Raw genomic sequence first — 21,506 nt, forward strand, 5'->3', positions numbered from 1 at the left:
CGCCGTCAGCGCGAGCGGTCGACCGCCATGATCTCGCGGGCGATATGCTCCAGCCCCATGATCTTCTGCGCCGCCTCGCGGGCGATGGCTTCCTTTGGCATGCCGAAAACGATGGAGCTGGCTTCGTCCTGAGCCACGGTCACGCCGCCGGCGTCCTTAAGTTCGAGCAGACCGCGCGCCCCGTCGTCGCCCATGCCGGTCATGATGACCCCCATGGCGTTGCGGCCGGCCGCGCGCGCGGCGGAGCGGAACAGGACATCCACCGAGGGGCGGTGACGCGAGACAGGAGGGCCGTCCTTGATCGCCACCTGATAGCGGGCGCCCTGACGTTCCAGCAGCATGTGCTTGTCGCCCGGCGCGATCAGCACATGGCCGCGCAGGACCGGATCGCCGTGGCTCGCTTCCTTGACGGCCACCTCGCACAGACTGTTCAGGCGCTTGGCGAAGGCGGCGGTGAAGCCGGCCGGCATGTGTTGAACGATGATGATGCCGGGTGCATTGGCCGGCAGGGCCTGCAGGACTTCACGCAGGGCTTCGGTGCCGCCGGTGGAGGCGCCCAGGCAGGCGACCATTTCGGTAGTGCGGGCCATGGCCGCCCCGCTGGGCGGCGGCAGCATGGCGTCGGCCGTCAGCTTCGTACCGGGATCCAGGGTCCGGGCGGTCGGGCGTCGGGCGCCGACGCGGGCGCGGGCGGCGGCCTTGACCACATCGCGGATGCGGTCTCCGCTCTCGGCCAGATGGTCCGCCGCCCCGATGCGCGGCTTCAGAATGATATCGACCGCGCCGGCCTCCAGCGCCTGCATCAGGGTTTCCGACCCGGCCTCGGTCAGGGACGAACACATGACGACCGGGATCGGCCGTTGGGACATGAGTTTGCGCAGAAAGGTGATGCCGTCCATGCGCGGCATTTCGACGTCCAGGGTGATGACGTCAGGCACGTCTTCGGCGATGCGCCGGGCGGCGACGAAGGGATCGGAGGCCACGCCCATGACCTCGATGCCGGGGTCCGCCGACAGCACGTCCACCAAGGTCTGGCGAACGCTGGCGGAATCGTCGATCACCAAAACGCGAACCTTTGGCATGACGTCAGGTCTTCCGGAAAATGGTGTTGGCGACTGTGACCAGCGGCAGATCGATGCCCGTGATGCTTTCGGAATGGCCGATGAACAGATAGCCGCCGGGCCTCAGACGGGCGCATAGGCGGTTCAGCACCTTGGACTGGGTCGGCTTGTCGAAATAGATCATGACGTTGCGGCACATGATGATGTCGAAGGGGTCGCCCACGGCGTACGTGTCGTCCATCAGGTTCAGACGCGCCAGGGACAGCTTGGCCCGTAGCGACGGATGAATGCGGCTCTCGCGCCGCCGCGCGTCGCGCGCCTTCATCACCCAACGCCGCATGTCGGCAGGCACGGGGTTGAGCATCTCGTCGGGATAAATCCCGCGCAGCGCCGTCTCCAACACCTCCGTCGACAGGTCGGTGCCCAGGATCTGAAAATCGGGCCCACCCGCCTGTTCGGCGAAAGTCTGCATGACCATGGCCATGGTGTAGGGTTCGGCGCCCGTCGAACAGGCCGCGCTCCAGGCCCGGATCCGGCGTTGTCCCGCCGCCCTGAAGTCAGGCAGCACATGGCTGGCCATGTAGTCGAAATGTCGCGGCTCGCGGAAGAAGTCGGTCTTGTTCGTCGTCACCGCGTCGATCAGAAACACGGACTCGGTCTCCAGCCCGTCGTCCTTGAACAGATAGTCGCAATAGCCGTCGAACGTCTCGTGACCCGTGACGCGAAGTCGACGACGCAACCGCCCCTCAAGCATGGTGCGCTTCGACGAGGGCATCTTGATGCCGCTGTAATCGTAGATGTAGCGCGCCAGCCGTTCGAAGTTTCGGGCGCTGATCTGATCGGGTGCGGGGGCGGACCGTTCTAGCGCCGCTTGGGACAAGGGTTCTCTCTCTATTCTAAGAGGCGGGCGCCGATCAGGCGGCTTGGTCGACGGCGGCCATGTCGGCCAGGGTTGCGGCTTCGCCGGTCGTGGACAGCAGGCGGGGCAGATTGATCAGGACGACGAAACCATCATCCCGCCGCACAACGCCGGAGATGTAGTCCGATCGCCACTTGATCCCGAAATCAGGCGCGGGCTCGATCTGGTCGGCGGCGAAGGCGGTGACCTCAAACACGCGGTCGGCGACCAGACCCAGGCTCAGCATTCGGTCTTCCAGCGCAATGTCCAGCACCAGGATGCGGGTGTTCAACGTCGGCTCGACCGGGGCCATTCCCAGGCGGATCCGAAGATCCGCCGTGGGAACGCCCTGACCGCGGACATCCGTCAGACCCAGCAGATAGGCGGGGCTGTTGGGGATCCGCGAGGGGGTCTGATAGGTCAGGATTTCCCTGACCAGACCGACCGGCGTGGCGAACACCTCTGCGCCGAGGCCGAAAGTGACATACTGCCCTTCGGCTGCGGCTCGTTTTTCGCCAGGCGCGGACATCAGGCGCTCTCCCGGAAGTCCATGTCCTCGGCATCGGCGCCGCCGCTGGTCAGGTCAAGAGCGAAGCCTTTCACCCGCGCCTGCTGGGCGTGGACCGGAGACTTGGCAGGGCTCGACTTGGCGACGGGGCGGCCGGCGGGTCTGGCGGACGCTTTGAAGGTCGAGGCGCGGGCGGGGGCGCGGGCGGCAGGCCGGCCGCCGGCGGCGTCCGTGCGGAAGAAGGCGATCGACGTCTGAAGCTCTTCGGCCTGGGCCGCCAATTCCTCGGAGGTCGCCGACATCTGCTCGGACGCGCCGGCGTTCTGTTGGGTCACCTTGTCCAGTTGCTGGATGGCCTCGTTGATCTGATTGGCGCCCACGTCCTGTTCACGGCAGGCTGCGGAGATTTCCGAGACCAGTTCGGCGGTCTTGCGGATGTCTGGCACCAGGCGTTGCAGCATGTCGCCGGCTTCCTGGGCCGCCTTGACCGTGTCGCCCGAGACCGAGCTGATTTCGGCGGCGGCGGTCTGGCTGCGCTCGGCCAGTTTGCGGACTTCGGACGCCACCACCGCAAAGCCCTTGCCGTGTTCGCCGGCGCGGGCCGCCTCGACCGCCGCATTCAGCGCCAGCAGGTCGGTCTGGCGGGCGATCTCCTGCACGATGCCGATCTTTTCGGCGATGGTGCGCATGGCGTCCACCGCGCGGGTCACGGCCTCGCCGCTCAGTTCGGCGTCCTTGGCCGACTGACGCGAGATCTTCTCGGTCTGGGCTGCATTGTCGGCATTCTGTTTGATGTTGGCGGCCATCTCCTCCATCGAGGCGGAGGCCTGTTCAGCGGCGGCGGCCTGTTCGGTCGCGCCCTGGCTCATCTGCTCCGAGGTGGCAGACAGTTCCTGGCTGCCCGAGGAGACGTTGTCGGCGGCCGACAGGGCGTCGGAGACGACGCCGCGCAGACGCTCCACCATCGACTGCAGCGACAGGCCCAGGGTGTCCTTGTCCGACAAAGGCTTGGGCTGGACCGTCAGATCACCTTGAGCGATCTCGTCGGCCATGGCGGCCGTCGCCTTCAGATTGTCGGTCATCCGGTTCACCGTATCGACCAGATCCTTGATCTCGTCATTGGTCGTGACCTTGATGTCCTGATCCAGGTCGCCGATGGCGACGGCCTCGATGGCCGTCGAGACCTTGCGAAGGCCCAGGGTGACGGTGCGGGAAATCCAAAGGGCGGCGATCACGCCGATGACCAGACCGGCGACGACAAGGGCGATGAACAGGGCGCGGGACTCGGCGAAGACCTTGTCGCCCTCGACGCTGGCGGCCTTTCCGCCGTCGACGTTGAGATTGACCAGCTTCAGCAGATCGGCCGACATGTCGTCATAGAGCGGCTTGCTGGACAGCATGGTCTGGGCGGCGGCCTCGTTCTGGTTGGCGCGCGAGAGGCTCAGCATCCGCTCGCCGTCCCTCAGATAATTGTCGAACTTGCCGGCGAACTGATTGTAGAGCGCGCGCTCCTCGTTCGAGGAGATCAGGGCCTCATAGCTTGTCCGTTCGTTTTTGATCGTATCGAGCGTGGCGGCGATGTCTTTCTCGACGGCGGCCATGCGCGCCGGATCGGTCGAGGTGATGTGGGTGTACTGCTGGGCCCGCAGATCCGAGGTCGCCGTGTTGATGCTGTGGATGGCGTCGATGCTCGGCATCCAGTTTTCAGTGATCACGGTCGACTGGTCGTTGACCGCGCTCATCTTCATGACGCCGACCCCCCCCAGAATCATGGAGATCGCTAGGACGGCGGCGAAGGCCCCGGCTAGTTTTGCTTTAATCGTTAAGCGCATTTCAGAGCCCCCTTTGTTGATGTCAGGCCGGTGAATTTTCGAGATCGGAGCGCTCGGACAGAAGCCGTCCTGACGCGGTTGGATTGGCTAGTGGCGGGTCGCGGACGCGATTGAATGACGCGGCTCCCGCTGCTGATTGAAGAGGGTCTGGAGAGCTGGAACGACGATGAACTCGCCGTCTCGCTTGACCAGACATTGGACGAACTCAGGCCGCCAGCGCATGCCGACGCTTGGCGGCGCCTCCGCGTCGGCCCGCGCCAGGGTCGTGACCTCGTGAACCTTGTCGGTACGCAGCCCGACCAGGGTCGGCTCACCGTCCAGATCGATCTCGATCACGACGATGCGGCTATCGATGGTGGGCTCGCCGCGCTCCATGGCGAAGGCGACCCGCAGGTCCGACAGAGGAATGACCTTGCCGCGGAAGTTAATGACCGCCCCGACGAAGGCGCTGGCTCCCGGAACCGCCGTCTCCGGCGCCAGATCGATGATCTCCTGCACCGCCACGGCTTCAAGGGCGAACATTTCCCCGTTCAGTTCGAAGGTGAGAACCTCGATCTGCTCGGCTCCGGTCCAGCCTGGCGTACCGGCCACGCCGCTCATACCGCTTCGCGCATCTGCGCCTCCTGCTGCTGGCCCTTGGCGACCAGGTGACCGACGTCCAGGATCAGCGCGACGGCGCCGTCACCCAGGATCGTGGCGCCCGAGAAGGTCGGCAGGCCGGAATGAAGCTTGGACATCGACTTAATCACCGTCTGGTGGTCGCCGATGATTTGATCGACGACCAGGCCGATGCGCTCGGCGCCGGTCGAGACCACGACCACCTTCTGGTGCAGTTCGGGCGGCGTGCCGGTGTCGAACATCTCGCGCAGACGCAGGAACGGCACCAGGCTGTTGCGCAGCGAGATGAAGCTGCGGCCGCGCGAGCGCAGATCCTCGTCCAGCGACAGCTCCAGACACTCCTCGACCGCGTCCAGCGGGATGACGTAGCGGCCATGGCCGACCCGCACCAACAGGCCGTCGATGATGGCCAGGGTCAGCGGGATGCGCAGCGACACCTCCGACCCCTCTCCGGGGCGGCTGGCGATGTCGATGGAGCCGCGCAGGCCCTCGATGGTGCGCTTCACCACGTCCATACCGACGCCGCGGCCCGACAGGTTGGTGACGGCCGCCGCCGTCGAGAAGCCGGGATGGAAGATCATCTGCAGCAGGTCATGATCGCTGATCGCCGCGCCGGGCTCGATCAACCCCTGGCTCTCAGCCTTGGCGCGGACGCGGTCGCGGTCGATGCCCCGGCCGTCGTCGCGGATGGTGATGACCACCTCGCCGCCCGACTGATGGGCCGACAGACGGATGCGCCCCGTGGCGGGCTTGCCTGCGGCGGTCCGGTCCTCGGCCATCTCCAGTCCATGGTCGGCGGCGTTGCGGATCAGGTGGACCAAGGGGTCGGCCAGACGTTCGATGACCGTCTTATCGATCTCGGTGCTCTCGCCGTCGGTCGACAGCTCAATGGCCTTGCCGGTTTCGCGCGCCAGATCGTGAACCAGACGGCGGAACCGACCGAACAGGGTCGAGACCGGCACCATCCGCAGCACCATCATCGTATCGCGCAGTTCGCCCGACAGGCGTTCGATCTCCTCGGAGACCGCGCGCAGAGCCATATCGGTTCCGGCGTTGGAAAGCTGGCTCAGTCGCGACTGGGCGATCACGAGCTCCCCGACCCGGTCCATCAGTTCATCGAGACGATCGGCGGGAACGCGAACGCTTTCCGTCACCTTGGTGGATTTTGCGGCGCCGGCGTCAACGGGGTCGGCGCCGGATGCCACCGGGACCTTGGCGGCTTCGACCGGCTCTATCTGCGGGGCTGCCGTTTTCTCAGCGACCGAAGCCGGCGCGTCCGGGTGCGCATTTTCAACGGCGTCGCACAGTTCGGCGTCCACGGCTTCGATGCTCAAGGTCATCTCGTCCATGACGAAGATGAAGACGTCCTCGATCGCCGCCCGCCCCTGATCCGTCGTCAGGGTGACCGTCCAGCCGAGGTAGAGGTCAGTCGGCTCCATCCGGCCCAGAGCCGGAACACGCGACGCATCGACGACGACATGAGCGTCACCCAAATCCCGCAGCTCATTCAGCAGAGCCAAAGGGTTGGAGCCGTTGCGAAAGGCGTCGGCAGGAAGCTCGAACTTCACTCGCCAGGTCGTCGCCTTAGGAGGCGGCGCCTCAGCGGGCGCCCCGGCGTCGTCGGCGTCGCGCACCGCACGCTCCAGATCAGCCAGCAGGGCATCGCCCGCTGCCCCGTGCGCGCCCGAGGGGTCCTCCAGCAGACGACGCATATGATCGCGGGCGGCGAGAACCGCCGAGACCAGATCCTTGGTCGCCGCCACCTCACCCTTGCGGACGCGGTCGAAGGCGGTTTCGCAATGGTGGGTGAAGCCGGCCAGGGCGTCGAAGCCGAACATGGCCCCCGATCCCTTCAGCGTGTGCAGCCCCCGAAACACCGCATCCACCAGATCCCGATCTTCAGGCCGGTCCAGCAGATCCAGCAGGCCCTGTTCGATCAGTTCGAGGTTCTCGCGCGCCTCAACCTGAAAGATGGCGATGGCTTCGTTCATCGCCCCAGCACCTTCTTGGCGATCCGCACCAGTTGGTCGGGATCGAAGGGTTTGGTCAGCCAGCCCGTGGCGCCCGCCGCCTTGGCCCGCGCCTTCATGCCCTCGTCGGACTCTGTGGTCAGGAACACGATCGGCACACCCATCTGCTCGGGCATACGGCGCATCTCCTCGATCATGGTTAGGCCGTCCATGACTGGCATGTTCAGATCGGTGATGATCAGGTCGAAGGCGCTGGCCTTGGCCTTGGCGATGCCCTCCGCGCCGTCGGCGGCCTCGGCCACCGAATAGCCCGCGCCGGTCAGGGCGATCTTCAGCGCCATGCGAATGCTGTCCCACTACATCGAGGACATCGACGGCACTCTCCTGCTGCGCGACGGTAACATGGGGCCGCGCCGGTCGCGCAAGGGTCTGCTGTCGTTCAATGGACAGTGGAATCGAGCGGTCGCGCCGCGTGACCTGACGAACGCCGCCTGGGTCAAGGCGAACGCAACCGCCACCCTGAACCAGATCGGCCGCGAGGGATCGGCCAACACCGCTTCGCTCCTGACCTTCACGGCGGATAACGGCACGGTCACGCAGGCCATCACCAACGCCTCAATCCTGCGGCGTCTCTACTTCGACGTGAAGCGTGTGTCGGGAACTGACCCGCTGGAATTCAGCTTCGACAACGGAGTGACGTGGTATTCGATCACGCCCGCAGGAACGGGCTGGAACCGCGCCAAGTCGTCCCTTCAAACCGTAACCGACCCGGCGATTATCCTGCGGGGGAAGAACGGGAACAGCTTTGTGCTGGACTTCATCAACCTGATGGAGCCGCGCGAAGGCCTGTCCTCGACCATCCCTGACATCATCCGCTTGACCTCTGCGACAGGCGTTGGCCGAGACCGAATTCACCACACTGATACGTCGAACGGCGGCGGTCCCTCGGGCGAGCAGGGCATCAACATAGTTCGTTCGCGATACACGCACGGCCTGTTCGCTGAGCTTTGCTACATGAACACGGCATCGCTAGTGGCGACGCTGGGAGGCCTCACAGTAAATGTGCAGGCGACGCCTTCACCGACAATCGTGGTCGTAAACAGCACTGATGCCGTGGAGCAGGTCAGCGCTCCGCTAAACCTAGACGCTGGCAACTTCACGACGTTCAACAAGATCTTCTACTTCCGCACCCCAACCGAGCTTAGGCTGGCGGTTAATGGCGTGCTGTATCGGACTACGAGCGTCCGCGACTACACAGCCGCCGTAAGTCACGACTTCGCAACTAACGGAGGCGGCAGCGCTCTGGAAGGCCTCGTGAAGCGCCAGATCTGGTTCGACGATAGCCGAGTTCCTAGCGACGCCGAGATGATCGCGTGGACATCGTGACCCGCCGTCAGATCGTCGCCGCGCGCGTCACCGCCCTCATCCTGTTCCCCGTCGCCTTCTGGGCCGCGGTGATCGTCCTCACCCCATCCTGAAAGGAGACCCGCCATGAGCGGACTGAGCACCTATACCCAGAATGCAATCCTGAACTGGCTCAAGGGCACGGCCATGCCCAGCGCCCCGGCCGGCGTCTACGTCGGCCTGTTCAATGGCGACCCGACCGATGCTGGTTCTGGCGGGGCCGAGGTCACGACCACGGTTCGCACCGATGGCCGCGTCGCTGCGACCTTCGGCACAATCACCGGCAACACCTCGATCGCCAACAGCGCCGATGTCGATTTCGGCGCGGCGGCCGGGGCGGCGACGGCCTCCCACTTCGGCCTGTTCTCGGCCGCGTCGGGCGGTCAGCTGTTGGCCTCGGGAGCGCTGGCGGCGTCGCAGAGCATCCAGGCCACCAATCTCGTCAAGTTCGCGACCGGCGCCCTGACCGTCACCGTCGATTAAGATCGTCTGGCGATCTCCCTCGCCTGACGCCAGCGGCCCGGTGATCGGAACAGCAGCCACGCCGGGCCGCGCCCTCCCTCACAAACTGGAGACTGATCATGCCGTATGTGCTGGGCGCAAAGGCGCGCGCCGAACTGTCAGCTTGTGTGACCGCCTCGGCGGAAGCGCTGATCAACTTGGATGGGCTGGTTCTGGATATGCGGAATGGTCCTAGGCTGATCGGGTCAGAAGACGTCGATCCAGCGTATCCCATGATTGCCAGCTTCGTTGAGCGCCAGCACCGGCGCTCTCCACCTCACCTGACCCACGATATCTGCTCCTGAGAAATAGCTCGGGCGCTCAAACACCACGAAAACCGGAGACTGACCATGGCCTCGAAAGAGCCTGCCTGGCTGGCGTTCGCCCGCCAGCAAATCGGCGTGCGTGAAACCGTCGGACCCAAACACAGCCCGGTCATCATGGGCTGGGTACAGAAGCTCGGCGCCAAGGTGCTGGGCATCAAGGTCGTGGATGACGAGACGGCATGGTGCGGCACCTTCGTCGCCATGTGTATGATGATAGCCGGGCTGGCGTCACCGCCGATCGCCGTTCGCGCCTCGTCTTGGGCGACGTGGGGGCGTGAGCTGCTCGGGCCGCGTTTGGGCTGTGTCCTGGTCTTCACGCGCACCGGAGGCGGGCATGTCGGCTTCTACATCGGCGAGGACGCGACCCACTTCCACGTTCTAGGCGGCAACCAGGGCAACGCCGTCTCGATCACCCGCATCGCCAAGGCTCGACTGGCCAAGGGCGGGATGCGCTGGCCGGCCGGCGTCGCGCTGCCGGCGGTTCAGGTGATCCGCCTCAACGCCGCCGGCGTGCCCGTGACGGTGAATGAGGCGTGAGAGCCCTGATCCGCCGTCTGGCGTCCTGGGGTGTGTCGCCTCTGTTCGCCGTCGCCTTCGTCTTGGGCGTCCTGATCGTCGCGGCCGTCGTGGTCCTGAACACCTGCGCGCCCCGGTCCGAGGTCAAGCGCGTCGAAGCGAATACCCGTGTCCTGGTCATCGACGGCGCCGCCAAGGAATCGGCGGCCGAAGAGCGCCTGAACGACACCACCACCATCAACGACCGCAAAGAGGAACGCGCCAATGCGACCGCTACGCTGCCTGACACCCGCCCTTCTGATCGCCGCGTTCGCCGTGGCTGCGTCATCCTGCGCCAGCAAGGAACACGCGACGCCGATCTTCCCGTCCAATGCCGATCTGCGGGTTGAGGCGAAGCCGCAGCTGTCGCCGGCCGATCTGGACAGCGACGCGGCGCTGACGGCGCACGATGACGCGGTTGAGGCGTGGGGCGATCGAGGCTGGGCGGCGGTCGGGCGGATTTGCCGGTGGGCCGTGTCAAGCGGGGCAGACCTGCCGTTCAGATGTCCGCCAGCGGCGCCGCCTCGACCGGGCTAGGCAAAAGAGGGATTATCCCACCTTTCAGCGTCGAGCCTCGGCTCCGCCATCGAGGCCGCTCCGGGAGACCGGGGCGGCTTTCGTCTTATTCCGCTCACAGGAACCGATGGTCACTGCTGGAGTTAACCGCAGCAGAGCCGGCTTATGAGGGTGGTGGCCCGGCAATATGCGCCACCCCGCTCGGTGGGCGGTCTATTACGTTCCCTGGGTGAGACCGCCCGCCAAAATGCCCTCGGTTCACGCCGGGGGCGTTTTGCCGTTGAGGCCTTTTCCATAGACCGGCGCGGGCGGCGGTTTCCACTTCCCCATTTCAAGCCACCATCCCAGAGCCTTAAGCCGCTCATTCTCTGCTGCGGTGTAATCCCACCAGATCCGATCCATGTCGGTGATCGTGTCGACTTGGCGCGGCCAAGTGCTCGTCTTGTCCATGAACCGAACCCGGCCGGGACAGCCCTCTACGCGGCAGGCGGGGCGCCTATTTGCCAGGGTGAAGTCTTCGCCCTTGGCGCGCGCGACGGCGTCAAGGTCCACATGGCCGCAGTGTTCGATCCGGTCGACTTCGCACTCCCATATGATCTTCGCGCCCCGCTCGATCATGGAGCCGACGGTTTCGGCGGTCATGCCTTCAACGGATAGACGTTGTCGGCACGGGTGACGCCCATGCAGTGGTCGGCCCAAGTCTCCATGAGCGGCCGGCGCTTCTCGACAGCTGAACCACGGCGATAGGCGCGCTCGACGGCAGAACCGACCTGATGGGCCAGCGCCTCTTCCAGCAGCTCGCGCGGATAGTTGGTGCAGTCGCCTGCCCAATCTCGGAACGCAGATCGGAATCCGTGAGGGGTCGCATCCTTGATCCCCATTTTCCGCATGACCATCGCCAGAGCCATGTCGGACAGCGGTCCCTTTAGGCCGGGAAAGATCAGGCCTTGGCGCACGTCGGCGTCGATCGCGGTCAGCACGCCGACGGCAGCAGAAGACAGCGGGACGCGATGCTCTCGGCCGGCTTTCATGCGCTCGGCCGGTATGATCCAGGTCGCGCCATTGATCTCATCCCAAGTCGCCCCTCGCACCTCGCCCGATCGCGCGCCGGTCAGGACCAGGAATCGAAGGGCATCAGCCGAGATGCTGTGGCGCCCGGATAGCTGCTCTAGGAACGCCGGGACGTCCTGATAGGCCATCGCGGCATGGTGGCCTTGTTCTTTCCTGACCTTCGGCAGCATCCGCGCCATGTGTCCGCGCCATCGTGCAGGGTTCTCGCCCGTCCGCAGCCCGCGCACCGTGGCGGCGTCAAGGACCATTTCGATGCGAGACCGGACGCGGCGGGCCGTCTCTGGCTTCGTCGTCCATATCTCGCGCAGAGCCTTCAGGACCATTTCGGTGTCGACGGTGCTGACCTCGGCTTTCCAAATGGCGGCGGCGTGCTGGGTCAGAGAGGCTTCCCACTGCGGGCGCTGCTTGGGGGACTTCCAGCCCTTCTCCAGACCATCCATCAGATCGGCGGCGACGGCTGAAAAGGTGGTGTCCGGTTTCGGCGCATTCGCCCTACGCCGCGCCTCGATAGGGTCGATCCCCGCCTTGATCTCGGCCCGCACCTTGTCGGCGGCGGCGCGGGCGTCGGTCAGCTTCACGGCCTCCAGGCTGCCCAGCCCCATCTCTCGACGACGGCCGGCCCGATAGAAAATGTAGACCCAGCGACGCGATCCGGTCTGGTCTATCCGCAGATAGAGTCCGGCCCCATCCGCGAAGAGCCCTGGCTCGCGCATCCCCGGCACCTTCTTGCCGTTCAATCTGTTTACGTCGCGCGCCATGGCCTCTCCAGAACGTAAGGAGAACATACGCCGACGACAGAAGCGGTCGCCACCCTAAGCTCGCCCTAAGTCCCGCCCTAAGATGAGCGGTTCGCGTCCCGTCCAGCGATGACGGGCTTGAGGCGCAAATCCTTGCGCGGCGGGGCGCTGGGTTGGCAAGCGGTGACATTGGAGGGCGTGGGTGTGGCGGACAGAGAGGGATTCGAACCCTCGGTAGGCTTTCACCTACACACGCTTTCCAAGCGTGCGCGATCGACCACTCCGCCACCTGTCCGTTTCACGCTGCGTCTTGCGCGCCGCCGGAGGTCGATCCGGCGGGAGGCGGGCCTGATAGAACACCCTCGCCCCCTCGGCAAGCGCCTCTCGCATCCCCATATGGACTTCAACGCCATTTTCCGATGAGAGAGCCGCAAATGCTGTTCAAGAAGACCGCCGAAATGCCCACGCCCGAGACCGCCCTGCCCGGCCGCGCCCAGCCGCTGGACACCGACGTGAACCATTATGTCAGCGGCCATCCGCTGAAGGGGCCCTATCCCGACGGTTTCCAGACCGCCATCTTCGGCATGGGCTGTTTCTGGGGCGTGGAGCGCATCTTCTGGCAGTTGCCGGGCGTCTGGGTGACGTCGGCCGGCTATTCCGGGGGCATCACGCCGAACCCGACCTATGAGGAGACCTGCACGGGCCGCACGGGCCATACCGAGGTGGTCAAGGTGGTGTTCGACCCGGCCGTCATCTCCTACGCCGAACTGCTGAAGACCTTCTGGGAGAACCACGACCCGACGCAAGGGATGCGCCAGGGCAATGACGTGGGTACCACCTATCGCTCGGCCATCTATACGCTGAACGCCGAGCAGCAGGCCGAGGCCGAGGCGTCGCGCGACGCCTATCAGGCGGCCCTGACCCAGGCCGGGCGCGGGACGATCACCACCGAGATCGAGCCGGCGGGCGACTATTTCTACGCCGAGGGCTATCACCAGGGCTATCTGGCCAAGAACCCGGCCGGATACTGCGGCATCGGCGGGACCGGCGTGGTCTGCCCCATCGGGGTCGGCGTCGACGCCTGACCCCTGCGACGGCCGCCGGGTTTCAACCGGCGGCCAGTCGGCCTATGGATCGGCGAAAAATGGGAGCGCTCATGTCCGCCTTCATCCATCCTGACGAGATCCGCAGCCGGTTTTCGGCCGCCCTGTCCGCCATGTACCGGGCCGAGGTGCCGCAATACGGCGACCTGCTGACGCTGGTGGCGGATATCAACGCCGCTACTTTAAAGGCCGATGCCAGCGGCGCCGACAGGCTGGCGGCGTCCGGCGAACTGGCGCGTCTGTCGGAGGAACGCCACGGCGCCATCCGCGTCGGCACGGCCGATGAACTGGCCACGATCGCGCGCGCCTTTGCGGTGATGGGGATGGAGCCGGTCAGCTATTACAACCTGGCCCCCGCCGGGGTGCCGGTCCATTCGACCGCCTTCCGTCCCGTCGATCCGGCGGCCCTGGCGCGCAATCCGTTCCGGGTCTTCACCTCGCTGTTGCGGCTGGAACTGATCGAGGACGACGCCTTGCGCGCGGAGGCAGCCGAGACGCTGGCTCGCCGCGACATCTTCACCCCCGGCGCGCGTGAACTGATTGAGACGGCGGAGGCCGCGGGCGGTCTGGACGAGGCTCAGGCCGATCGTTTCGTCTCCGAACTGCTGGAGACCTTCCGCTGGCACGCCCAGGCGACCGTCAGCGCCGAGACCTACGAACGGCTGGTCGCCGCCCACCGTCTGATCGCCGATGTGGTCAGCTTCAAGGGGCCACACATCAACCACTTGACGCCGCGCACGCTGGATATCGATGCGGCCCAGACCGCCATGCCCGCGCGCGGCATCAGCCCGAAGGAAACCATCGAGGGTCCGCCCGCCCGCGCCTGTCCGATCCTGCTGCGCCAGACCAGCTTCAAGGCGTTGCAGGAGGCGATCACCTTCCCCGGCGCCGACGGCCCCACGGCGGGCGCCCACACCGCCCGCTTCGGCGAGATCGAACAGCGCGGCTGCGCCCTGACCCCCGCCGGTCGCGCCCTGTATGACGAGGCCCTGGCGAAGAAGGACTTCTCCGCCCTGCCCGACGACTGGGACGCCCTGCGCCGCGCAGACCTCGCTTGGTTCCGCTATCGCGTGACGCCTGAGGGTCTCGCCGCCCGCGCCGAGACTGCTGATCTGGACGCCCTGATCGCGGCGGGCCACGTCGTCGCCGAACCCATCACCTATGAAGACTTCCTGCCTGTCAGCGCCGCCGGCATCTTCCAGTCCAACCTGGGATCGGAGGCTCGCGAAACCGCCTATGCCGTCGATCCCGCCAAGGCCGATTTCGAACAGGCGCTGGGCCGCCCTGTCCAGGACGAGATGGCCCTGTACCGCGCCGAACAGGAAGCCTCGATCACAGCGACGCTGAGGGCCTTGGGCCTGACGGAGACGGTCTAGTCCCTTCAACCGGATGCGGGGCTGGCGACGCCCCGCGTCCATCCGGCGTCTTGCCTGATGCGCAGACGCGGATCATAGACGCGGCCGTGAACCCGTCCGCTTCCCCGACCCAGCGCCGTTACGATCTCGACTGGATCCGGGTCGGCGCTTTCGGCCTGCTGATCCTGTATCATGTGGGCCTGGTTTACGGGGTCTATGACTGGCACATCCACAGCGCCCACACCTTCGAGTGGATGCGTGAGGCGATCCTGGTCACCAATCCCTGGCGGCTGACCCTGCTGTTTCTGGTGTCCGGCGCCGCCCTGCGGTTCATGACCTTCCGGCGCACCCCGCGCGAGGTCGCCCGCGCCCGGTTCGAGCGGCTGGTCCCGCCCCTGATCTTCGGCGCCCTGGTTCTGGTGCCGATCCAGTCCTGGATCGAGTCGATGGACAAGGGCGGCTGGCCCGGCGGCGTCGCCGGCTTCGTCGCCTGGCTGGGCCATGAGTTCGGCTGGAGCGGTCTCGCCGACGGCGTGCCGGTCAACCATCTTTGGTTCATCGTCTATATCGCGGTCTACAGCCTGATCGCCGTGGTTCTGTGGCGCCAGCCCGGCCTGATCGACCGACTGGGGAACGGGTTGGAAAAGGCGCTGACCGGCCCACGCCTGCTGGTCCTGCCGATCCTCTATCTGTTCGCCATCCGGTGGCTGCTCTTTCCCTGGTTCGGCCTGACCAACACCCTGCACAACGACTGGTACAATCACGCCCTGTCGCTGGTCGCCTTCCTGTTCGGCTTCAGCATCGTGGGGCGTGAGAGCCTGTGGCGCACGATGGAGCGCTATCGCTGGATCGCCCTGGCCCTGGCGGCCGTCGCCCTCCCGATCATGATGGTCCAGGTCTGGCATCCCGGCGCGCGGGCCTTCTGGGGCGTGCCCAAGGCCGCCGTTTACGGCATCGACCAATGGGCGGTGATCGTCGCCATCCTGGGCTTCGGCTATCGCCATCTGCGCGACCGGGGCGGCCCTGCGCTCAACTATCTGACGCAGGCGACCTTTCCCCTCTATCTGGCGCACCAGACGGTGCTGGTCGCGGCCGTCTGGATCATCCGCCCGGCGAACCTGCCGGCGCCGGTCGAACTGCTGTCCCTTATCGCCATCACCTTCGTCGGCAGCCTGGCGATCTATGAGGTCGTGCGTCGCATCCCGGCCATTCGCCCGCTGTGGGGGCTGAAGCCGCTGGACGGCCGGCCCTGGCCGCTGGACCTTCAAGCCCTGCTGAAGCCGCAGGTTCGCTATCACCGCCGTCGTCGCCTGCTGGGCGTGGGCGTCGCCGCCCCGCTTCTGGCCCTGACGGTGGTCGCGGTGGCCATCCTCGCCTACCCCGGCTTCAACAATGCCACCCAGTATCTCAGCGAACTGGGCGGGACGACGGCCAAGGCGCCGATCATCTTCAACGGCGGGGTTTTCGTCGCCGGCGTCATGGCCGGTCTGGCGGGGATCGGCTTTGGTCTGGCCATCTACGCCCTGACCGGCGCGCGGGTCGCAGCTTGGGTCATCGCCATCGTCTTCATCTTGGCTGGCGGCGGCATGTCGGCCTCGACCCTGTGGCCCTGGCCCGATCCGCGCCACATGATCATCAACCTGGCCCTGGGCATCCAGCTGGCGCCGATGCTGCTGCTGTGGGGACTGGCCAAACGCCGGGACGTGCCGCGCCTGAAGCTCTTCCTCGCCGTCACCTTCGTCGTGATGGCGATTCTGATGGTCCTGACCAAGCACCTCGTCTTCCCCGGCACGGTCAACGACGCCAACGTCGGCTGGTGGGAGCGTCTCTACGCCATCGTTCTGGTCTGCTGGGTGGGGGTTGCAGCCTGGGTCCTGGACCGTAAACTGCTGTCGGTCGCCACGGAGTCGCCGCACGGCCGCCCGGCTTCCGCCGCGTTCGACGTTCCGGCCTGACTTCACCCCCACATTTTTTGGTTTCATCAACATTGCGTGATTGAAAATCGCGCGAATGTGATCGATTATGCAGGTCGTGTTGCAGTGCAGCACTCCGCGTCGTCCCCAGCCCTCGGGACGACATCCGGTTCACTCGGGGGCGTCCAGAGCGGCATGAACAAGCTGGCGATCCGGCCTGTCGAACAGGCTGAAATCGAGACGACGATCCACGGCGCGCAAACGCCTAGCTGGTCGTGGCTGCCCGACGAGGCGCCGCTGGCCATGCCGGTTCAGTCCCTGTCCGCGCCCGACGCCGTCGCCGACGTGACGCCCGCGACCTCGCCGCGCACGGTAGCGTCGCGTCGCCTGGCCCTGCTGGCCGGCACCATCGTCCTGACCGGCCTGTCGGCCATCACCCCCTTCTACCTCTATGCCCGCAAGGGTTGGGACGGCACCGAGATCCTGGCCTTCAGCCTGTTCATGGTCCTGATCACCGCCATCTCCTGCTGGTTCGTCAGCGGCCTGATGGGCCTGTTCGTCATGCTGCGCGGCAAGGATCAGGCGGACCTCGCCTTCTCGCCGCATCCGCCGATGCCGCGCACCCGCACGGCCCTGCTGATGCCGCTGTACAACGAGGACGCACGCTCGTCCTTCGCGCGCCTGTCCCAGATCGATTCCTGCCTGGCGCGTCTGGGCGCCTCGTCCGCCTTCGACATCTTCGTGCTGAGCGATTCGACCAAGGAAGACGCCGCCGCTGCCGAGCGTTCGGTGTTCCAATCGTTCCGCATGGCCGCCAACTCCAAGGCCTTCTATCGCCGCCGCACCGACAATGCCGAGCGCAAGGCCGGCAACCTGGCCGAATGGGTCCGTCGTTTCGGCGGCGCCTACGAGAATATGATCGTCCTGGACGCCGACAGCACCATGGCCGGCGAGACCCTGCTGCGCATGGTCGACGCCATGGAGCGCAATCCCGGCGTGGGCCTGATCCAGACCGCCCCGGTCATCATCAAGGCCCGCACCATCTTCGCGCGTGTGTCCCAGTATTCGGTGCGCCTGTACGGCCGCGTCGCCGCTGCCGGCCTGGCCTACTGGACCGGTTCGGAATCCAGCTACTGGGGCCACAACGCCATCATCCGCACGCGCGCCTTCGCCGCCTGCTGCGGCCTGCCGCACCTGAAGGGCAGGAAGCCCTTCGGCGGTCACATCATGAGCCATGACGTCGTCGAGGCCGCCCTGATGCGCCGCGCCGGCTGGGCCGTCCACGTCACCGCCTCGCTGGACGGATCGTGGGAAGAGACCCCGCCGTCGATCACCGACTTCATCCGCCGCGACCACCGCTGGTTCCAGGGCAACCTCCAGCACCTGGGCCTGATCACGGCCAAGGGCCTGTCGCCGATGAGCCGCCTGCAGCTGCTGATGGGCTGCATGGCCTATCTGTCGTCGCCCCTGTGGCTGGCGTCGCTGATGGTCGGCCTGTTCATCCAGATGTTCTATCCGGTCGACTGGACCAGCTTCTTCTACATCCTGAACCCCCAGTTCACGCCCTTCATGCTGGCCTCCTTCCTGTCCGGCGTGCTGCTGATCGGGCCCAAGTTCATGGGCGCCGCCCTGGTCCTCAGCCGTCCGGCCGAGTTGCGCGCCTTCGGCGGCCGTCGCGCCATCGCCAAGGGCATGGCGGCCGAGATCGCCCTGTCGGCGATCCTGGCCCCCATCCTGATGGTCGCCAACACCAAGGCCTTCATCCAGATCGTCTCGGGCCACGACACCGGCTGGTCGACCCAGCAGCGCGAGGCCGACGGCCTGGCCTGGTCCGACGCCTTCCGCGCCATGCGCTGGCAGATGATCGCCGGCGTGGGCTTCCTGATCCCGCTCGCCGTCCGTCCCGACCTGGCCACCTGGTTCGCCCCGATCGTCCTGCCGCTGCTGCTGGCCGCCCCGATCACCGTCTGGACCTCGCGCGTCCGTTCGGGCGACAAGCTGGCGGCCAAGGGCTATCTGGTCACCCCGGTTCAGGACGGCGTCAGCGTTTCGCCGGCCGTCCTGCACACGCCGCGCTCGCCGCTGCGTGCGGTCGCCGGCGGCGTCCTGGCCCCCGTCGCCGCCCCGGCCATGGTCCCGGCCCGCGCGCCCGAGCTCTGATCGGGCCAAAAGCGATGCGTGGCGGCCACAGCGCCGCCACAACCGTCACAGCCTAGCTCGACGGCGGAAGGGTTCGCGTTCAGTCTTGGATTTCAGCCACCTGTTGCGGACTGATTCCATGACCAAGAAGACCAGCGCCGACACCAAGCCCGACCTGCGGATCGTCGAATCCGAGTCCGCCGTCTATGACCTGATGCGCGCGCCCGAAACCACGGCCGACCGCGTCAAACGTCTTCAGCTCGAAGCCCACGCCCTGGCGCTGGAAGAGATCGAGGCGCTGGAACGGCTGCTGCTCGAAGCCGCAGCCAAGGCCAAGGCCATCGCCGACGGCGGCGACGCCTATCCGGTAGGCGCGCGCGAGATCGCCTCGCGTCTCGCCGCCGACCTGCCGAACCGCGCCGAGACCATCAAGACCATCGTCCACCGCGTCGGCTGAAAAACCGAAGCTGGGCCGTCGGAACGACCCGCCTGCCCGTCCGCTTTCCTGAAGACCCCATCTTCAGGAGACGACATCCATGGACGACCGGACCCACGCGCGCGCCGAAGACATCGCCGATCAGGAACGCGCCATCCAGCGCGACATTGACGCCAAGGACAAGGCGTCCGGCGATGACAAACCGTCCGGCGCGATGCAGGCCGGCGCCCGCCCCTACCCCGAACCGCCCTTCCCGAAACAGCACCAGACCAAGCCGGGCGACGAGGCCGCGCTGGATCCCGCGCCCCTCTATGATGCGCCCTTCTGGAAGGGGTCGGGCAAGCTGGACGGGTTCGCCGCCCTGATCACCGGCGCCGATTCCGGCATCGGCCGTTCAGTCGCCGTCCTGTTCGCGCGCGAGGGCTGCGACGTCGTCATCTGCCATCTGGATGAGGACGCTGACGCCGAAACCACCAAGGCCGCCGTCGAGGCCGAGGGTCGCCGCGCCGTGGTGTTGAAGGGCGATGTCTCCGATCCCGCCTTCGCCGAGATGGCGGTCAAGGCCACGCTCGACGCCTTCGGCCGGCTGGACGTCCTGGTCCCGAACGCCGCCTTCCAAGAGCACGTCCCCGCCTTCGAGGACCTGACGTACGAGCATTTCGACCGCACGCTGAAGACCAACCTCTACGGCTATTTCAACATGACCAAGGCGGCTGTTCCGCACATGAAGGCCGGCGGCGCCATCGTCATGACCGGCTCCGTCACCGGTCTGATGGGCAACAAGGATCTGCTCGACTATTCCCTGACCAAGGGCGGCATCCACGCCTTTGCCCGTTCGCTGGGCACGCATCTGGCGCCGCGCGGCATTCGCGTGAACGTCGTCGCGCCCGGCCCGGTCTGGACCCCGCTGAACCCCGCCGACAAGGACGCCGAAGCGACCTCGAAGTTCGGCGCTGACACGGTGATGAAACGCCCGGCCCAGCCCGAGGAAATCGCGCCCGCCTACGTCTTTTTGGCCTCGCCCCAGATGTCCAGCTTCATCACCGGCGAGATCCTGCCGATCATCGGCGGCTACGCCGGCGGCTGAACCGAACCGCCGCCCTGCGATCGCGGGGCGGCGGCCTCGCCTAGGCCAAGACGTCGTCGTAATCGGGATGCCGCTTGTGCCAGGCGACGGCGTAGCTGCAACGCGGAAACAGCTTCAGCCCCTTCTGGCGCGCATGATCGGCCAGCGACTGCATGAACCGCCCCGCTGCGCCTGATCCGCGCAGCGATGGCTCGGCCTCGACATGCAGGATGATCCGCGCATCGCCCTTCACGGCATAGTCGGCCCAGACCAGGCCCGCGCCCTTGTCGTCGTCGAACGCCTGTTCGAACCGGTTGTCGCCTTCGACGTCCTTGAACTGTCCCATCGGGTTCTCCTTTGACGGATCAACCGCCAAGGCCGCCGGGACGTTCCGTCACGTTCAAATCGGCCCTTAGATCGGCTTGTCGTTCAGCAGATTCAGCAGGCCGATCACGCTCTTGACCGTGAACCAGACGCTGAGCAGGAACCAGACCAGCAGGAACAGCAGCAGGAACGGAATGCCGATCAGCACCACCGACGCCAGGGCGCTGACAAAGATCCCGACCCAGGCCGCGATGGTCCACCAGAAGACTGACCAGAACAGCCGGATCTGCGCCTCGATATGCTGGCGCGCCACGCCCGTCGCCGTCCCGCGCGTGACATAGGACACCACCAGCCCGATCAAAACCAGCACATTGGCGCTGGGGATCGACAGGATGAACAGGGCCCAGGCGATCAGCGCTCCGACCTTGCCCTCCGAAGTCTGCCCGGCGATGAAATTGGGTTCGTTCGTCATCGTCGGTCCTTCAGAACAGCAGGCTGCGGGGGCGAGGAACGGCCTGTCCGCTCTTCAGTTTCAGCACCCCGAACGCGCCGCGCGCCAGGACCCAGATCGCCAGGGCGAACAGCACCAGCACGCCGATGTTGACCACGATCAAAAGGGCCCCGACGACCGCCGCCCCGACCGCGCCGACGATGGTGCGCTGCTGATAGACGGCGTGGCTGTGCTCCAGCGGATCCGTCGACCCATCGCGCCGCATCACCGCCAGCAGGGCCACCAGGCACGACACGCCCAGCGTCGGCACGGCCAGCAGGATCAGCACATAGACCGCATACAGCCGCATCGGCACGACCGGTCCTTCACGACGCGGCGCAGCCTCGGCCGTCAGACGCTGGCGCACCGCGCGTACGGCCGGCGCCGGCTTGGCCTCGACAGGCTTCGGCTCGGACCGGGGCGGAAACGGCGCCGTCGGCCGGGTCGTCGGGCCAGATCGGTCGAATGGCCCCGGCCCCGGCGCCAACTCCGGCGGATCGAACAGGTCCGGTTCGGGCTCGTCTGAAGGAAACGGCTCCGGTTGCCGCTCACGCGCACGGCCCGCCAGCGACGCGGGCGAGACGAAGCCGACCTCGGCGTCATGATCATGGTCGTGATCGCGGGGCGCTGCTGGGTCTTTCGGATCGCCGGGTTCGGCCATGAACAACGCTTCTGTCACGCCG

The 21,506-nt window shown here is 66.4% G+C and carries 23 protein-coding genes and 1 tRNA gene; 11 read left to right on the plus strand and 13 right to left on the minus strand.

All coding sequences use genetic code 11. The features are described from left to right. Positions 1–5 precede the first annotated feature (5 nt). The 7 genes from O2K97_RS13725 to O2K97_RS13755 form a co-directional block, all read right to left on the minus strand. On the minus strand, positions 6–1,082 hold the full coding sequence (locus O2K97_RS13725) for a protein-glutamate methylesterase/protein-glutamine glutaminase (RefSeq protein WP_269219685.1): 1,077 nt from the start codon (positions 1,080–1,082) through the stop codon (positions 6–8). A gap of 4 nt (positions 1,083–1,086) precedes the next feature. Continuing rightward, positions 1,087–1,941, minus strand: a complete 855-nt coding sequence (locus tag O2K97_RS13730) for a CheR family methyltransferase (RefSeq protein WP_269219686.1) — start codon at positions 1,939–1,941, stop codon at positions 1,087–1,089. Between the two features lie 34 nt (positions 1,942–1,975). Next, a complete protein-coding gene (locus O2K97_RS13735) occupies positions 1,976–2,488 on the minus strand; it encodes a chemotaxis protein CheW (RefSeq protein WP_269219687.1) in 513 nt (170 codons plus the stop codon). Beyond that, complete coding sequence (locus tag O2K97_RS13740) at positions 2,488–4,299, minus strand: methyl-accepting chemotaxis protein (protein ID WP_269219688.1); 1,812 nt, start codon at positions 4,297–4,299, stop codon at positions 2,488–2,490. The genes O2K97_RS13735 and O2K97_RS13740 overlap by 1 nt, the downstream gene beginning before the upstream one ends. Before the next feature lie 87 nt (positions 4,300–4,386). Further along, complete coding sequence (locus tag O2K97_RS13745; RefSeq protein WP_269219689.1) at positions 4,387–4,890, minus strand: chemotaxis protein CheW; 504 nt, start codon at positions 4,888–4,890, stop codon at positions 4,387–4,389. 5 nt (positions 4,891–4,895) lie between these two features. Beyond that, the gene (locus O2K97_RS13750) at positions 4,896–6,908 is read right to left on the minus strand and encodes a chemotaxis protein CheA (protein ID WP_269219690.1); all 2,013 of its coding nucleotides are present in this window, start codon (positions 6,906–6,908) and stop codon (positions 4,896–4,898) included. After that, positions 6,905–7,228 carry a response regulator gene (locus tag O2K97_RS13755; RefSeq protein ID WP_269219691.1) on the minus strand — a complete coding sequence of 108 codons (324 nt, stop codon included), beginning with the start codon at positions 7,226–7,228 and terminating at the stop codon, positions 6,905–6,907. Before O2K97_RS13755 ends, O2K97_RS13750 begins: the two co-directional genes overlap by 4 nt. Positions 7,229–7,232: 4 nt before the next feature. Here O2K97_RS13755 and O2K97_RS13760 point away from each other — a divergent pair, with 4 nt between their 5' ends. From O2K97_RS13760 to O2K97_RS13780, 5 genes are all read left to right on the plus strand, one after another. Continuing rightward, positions 7,233–8,273 (plus strand): hypothetical protein, encoded by a 1,041-nt coding sequence (locus O2K97_RS13760; RefSeq protein ID WP_269219692.1) that lies wholly within the window; start codon positions 7,233–7,235, stop codon positions 8,271–8,273. A gap of 105 nt (positions 8,274–8,378) precedes the next feature. Then, positions 8,379–8,774, plus strand: coding sequence for a phage tail fiber protein (locus O2K97_RS13765; protein ID WP_269219693.1), 396 nt, complete (start codon positions 8,379–8,381; stop codon positions 8,772–8,774). 98 nt (positions 8,775–8,872) lie between these two features. After that, entirely contained in the window at positions 8,873–9,097 is a 225-nt protein-coding gene (locus tag O2K97_RS13770; protein WP_269219694.1) for a hypothetical protein, read from the plus strand. A 45-nt stretch (positions 9,098–9,142) separates the two neighbouring features. Beyond that, on the plus strand, positions 9,143–9,655 hold the full coding sequence (locus O2K97_RS13775) for a TIGR02594 family protein (protein ID WP_269219695.1): 513 nt from the start codon (positions 9,143–9,145) through the stop codon (positions 9,653–9,655). Further along, positions 9,652–10,023, plus strand: a complete 372-nt coding sequence (locus O2K97_RS13780; RefSeq protein ID WP_269219696.1) for a hypothetical protein — start codon at positions 9,652–9,654, stop codon at positions 10,021–10,023. The genes O2K97_RS13775 and O2K97_RS13780 overlap by 4 nt, the downstream gene beginning before the upstream one ends. A 424-nt stretch (positions 10,024–10,447) precedes the next feature. Here O2K97_RS13780 and O2K97_RS13785 read toward each other — a convergent pair whose 3' ends face one another. The 3 genes from O2K97_RS13785 to O2K97_RS13795 form a co-directional block, all read right to left on the minus strand. Continuing rightward, positions 10,448–10,831 carry a hypothetical protein gene (locus O2K97_RS13785; protein WP_269219697.1) on the minus strand — a complete coding sequence of 128 codons (384 nt, stop codon included), beginning with the start codon at positions 10,829–10,831 and terminating at the stop codon, positions 10,448–10,450. Continuing rightward, positions 10,828–12,018 (minus strand): tyrosine-type recombinase/integrase, encoded by a 1,191-nt coding sequence (locus O2K97_RS13790; protein WP_269219698.1) that lies wholly within the window; start codon positions 12,016–12,018, stop codon positions 10,828–10,830. Before O2K97_RS13790 ends, O2K97_RS13785 begins: the two co-directional genes overlap by 4 nt. A gap of 184 nt (positions 12,019–12,202) precedes the next feature. Beyond that, positions 12,203–12,292 (minus strand) — tRNA-Ser (locus tag O2K97_RS13795). Positions 12,293–12,431: 139 nt separating this feature from the next. Between O2K97_RS13795 and msrA the strand changes: the two genes are divergently transcribed. The 6 genes from msrA to O2K97_RS13825 all read left to right on the plus strand — a co-directional run bounded on the left by msrA (position 12,432) and on the right by O2K97_RS13825 (position 20,030). Next, positions 12,432–13,082, plus strand: a complete 651-nt coding sequence (gene msrA, locus O2K97_RS13800) for a peptide-methionine (S)-S-oxide reductase MsrA (RefSeq protein ID WP_269219699.1) — start codon at positions 12,432–12,434, stop codon at positions 13,080–13,082. 71 nt (positions 13,083–13,153) lie between these two features. Beyond that, complete coding sequence (locus O2K97_RS13805; RefSeq protein WP_269219700.1) at positions 13,154–14,476, plus strand: VOC family protein; 1,323 nt, start codon at positions 13,154–13,156, stop codon at positions 14,474–14,476. Positions 14,477–14,562: 86 nt separating this feature from the next. Beyond that, positions 14,563–16,410, plus strand: a complete 1,848-nt coding sequence (locus O2K97_RS13810) for an acyltransferase family protein (protein WP_269219701.1) — start codon at positions 14,563–14,565, stop codon at positions 16,408–16,410. Positions 16,411–16,563: 153 nt separating this feature from the next. Beyond that, on the plus strand, positions 16,564–18,528 hold the full coding sequence (gene mdoH / locus O2K97_RS13815; RefSeq protein ID WP_269219702.1) for a glucans biosynthesis glucosyltransferase MdoH: 1,965 nt from the start codon (positions 16,564–16,566) through the stop codon (positions 18,526–18,528). Positions 18,529–18,646: 118 nt separating this feature from the next. Further along, positions 18,647–18,964: a hypothetical protein gene (locus O2K97_RS13820; protein WP_269219703.1), complete on the plus strand. Its 318-nt coding sequence runs from the start codon at positions 18,647–18,649 to the stop codon at positions 18,962–18,964. Positions 18,965–19,043: 79 nt separating this feature from the next. Further along, positions 19,044–20,030, plus strand: a complete 987-nt coding sequence (locus O2K97_RS13825; RefSeq protein ID WP_269219704.1) for an SDR family oxidoreductase — start codon at positions 19,044–19,046, stop codon at positions 20,028–20,030. 40 nt (positions 20,031–20,070) lie between these two features. On the opposite strand, the gene O2K97_RS13830 is transcribed toward O2K97_RS13825, so the two are convergent. The 3 genes from O2K97_RS13830 to O2K97_RS13840 all read right to left on the minus strand — a co-directional run bounded on the left by O2K97_RS13830 (position 20,071) and on the right by O2K97_RS13840 (position 21,484). Beyond that, entirely contained in the window at positions 20,071–20,355 is a 285-nt protein-coding gene (locus O2K97_RS13830; RefSeq protein ID WP_269219705.1) for a GNAT family N-acetyltransferase, read from the minus strand. A 66-nt stretch (positions 20,356–20,421) separates the two neighbouring features. Continuing rightward, on the minus strand, positions 20,422–20,805 hold the full coding sequence (locus O2K97_RS13835; RefSeq protein WP_269219706.1) for a hypothetical protein: 384 nt from the start codon (positions 20,803–20,805) through the stop codon (positions 20,422–20,424). A 10-nt stretch (positions 20,806–20,815) separates the two neighbouring features. Further along, entirely contained in the window at positions 20,816–21,484 is a 669-nt protein-coding gene (locus O2K97_RS13840) for a hypothetical protein (protein ID WP_269219707.1), read from the minus strand. Between the last annotated feature and the right edge of the window lie 22 nt (positions 21,485–21,506).

The sequence above is a fragment of the Brevundimonas vesicularis genome (assembly GCF_027105095.1).
In the GTDB taxonomy this organism is placed as follows: Bacteria; Pseudomonadota; Alphaproteobacteria; order Caulobacterales; family Caulobacteraceae; genus Brevundimonas; species Brevundimonas vesicularis_E.

Excerpts from the sequence above, each read along its gene's own strand:
- O2K97_RS13725 (WP_269219685.1), bottom strand. The coding sequence starts at position 1,082 with ATGCCAAAGGTTCGCGTTTTGGTGATCGACGATTCCGCCAGCGTTCGC.
- O2K97_RS13735 (WP_269219687.1), bottom strand. The coding sequence starts at position 2,488 with ATGTCCGCGCCTGGCGAAAAACGAGCCGCAGCCGAAGGGCAGTATGTC.
- O2K97_RS13740 (WP_269219688.1), bottom strand. The coding sequence starts at position 4,299 with ATGCGCTTAACGATTAAAGCAAAACTAGCCGGGGCCTTCGCCGCCGTC.
- O2K97_RS13750 (WP_269219690.1), bottom strand. The coding sequence starts at position 6,908 with ATGAACGAAGCCATCGCCATCTTTCAGGTTGAGGCGCGCGAGAACCTC.
- O2K97_RS13755 (WP_269219691.1), bottom strand. The coding sequence starts at position 7,228 with ATGGCGCTGAAGATCGCCCTGACCGGCGCGGGCTATTCGGTGGCCGAG.
- O2K97_RS13760 (WP_269219692.1), top strand. The coding sequence starts at position 7,233 with ATGCTGTCCCACTACATCGAGGACATCGACGGCACTCTCCTGCTGCGC.
- O2K97_RS13765 (WP_269219693.1), top strand. The coding sequence starts at position 8,379 with ATGAGCGGACTGAGCACCTATACCCAGAATGCAATCCTGAACTGGCTC.
- O2K97_RS13770 (WP_269219694.1), top strand. The coding sequence starts at position 8,873 with ATGCCGTATGTGCTGGGCGCAAAGGCGCGCGCCGAACTGTCAGCTTGT.
- O2K97_RS13775 (WP_269219695.1), top strand. The coding sequence starts at position 9,143 with ATGGCCTCGAAAGAGCCTGCCTGGCTGGCGTTCGCCCGCCAGCAAATC.
- O2K97_RS13785 (WP_269219697.1), bottom strand. The coding sequence starts at position 10,831 with ATGACCGCCGAAACCGTCGGCTCCATGATCGAGCGGGGCGCGAAGATC.
- O2K97_RS13790 (WP_269219698.1), bottom strand. The coding sequence starts at position 12,018 with ATGGCGCGCGACGTAAACAGATTGAACGGCAAGAAGGTGCCGGGGATG.
- msrA (WP_269219699.1), top strand. The coding sequence starts at position 12,432 with ATGCTGTTCAAGAAGACCGCCGAAATGCCCACGCCCGAGACCGCCCTG.
- O2K97_RS13805 (WP_269219700.1), top strand. The coding sequence starts at position 13,154 with ATGTCCGCCTTCATCCATCCTGACGAGATCCGCAGCCGGTTTTCGGCC.
- mdoH (WP_269219702.1), top strand. The coding sequence starts at position 16,564 with ATGAACAAGCTGGCGATCCGGCCTGTCGAACAGGCTGAAATCGAGACG.
- O2K97_RS13820 (WP_269219703.1), top strand. The coding sequence starts at position 18,647 with ATGACCAAGAAGACCAGCGCCGACACCAAGCCCGACCTGCGGATCGTC.
- O2K97_RS13825 (WP_269219704.1), top strand. The coding sequence starts at position 19,044 with ATGGACGACCGGACCCACGCGCGCGCCGAAGACATCGCCGATCAGGAA.
- O2K97_RS13830 (WP_269219705.1), bottom strand. The coding sequence starts at position 20,355 with ATGGGACAGTTCAAGGACGTCGAAGGCGACAACCGGTTCGAACAGGCG.
- O2K97_RS13835 (WP_269219706.1), bottom strand. The coding sequence starts at position 20,805 with ATGACGAACGAACCCAATTTCATCGCCGGGCAGACTTCGGAGGGCAAG.
- O2K97_RS13840 (WP_269219707.1), bottom strand. The coding sequence starts at position 21,484 with ATGGCCGAACCCGGCGATCCGAAAGACCCAGCAGCGCCCCGCGATCAC.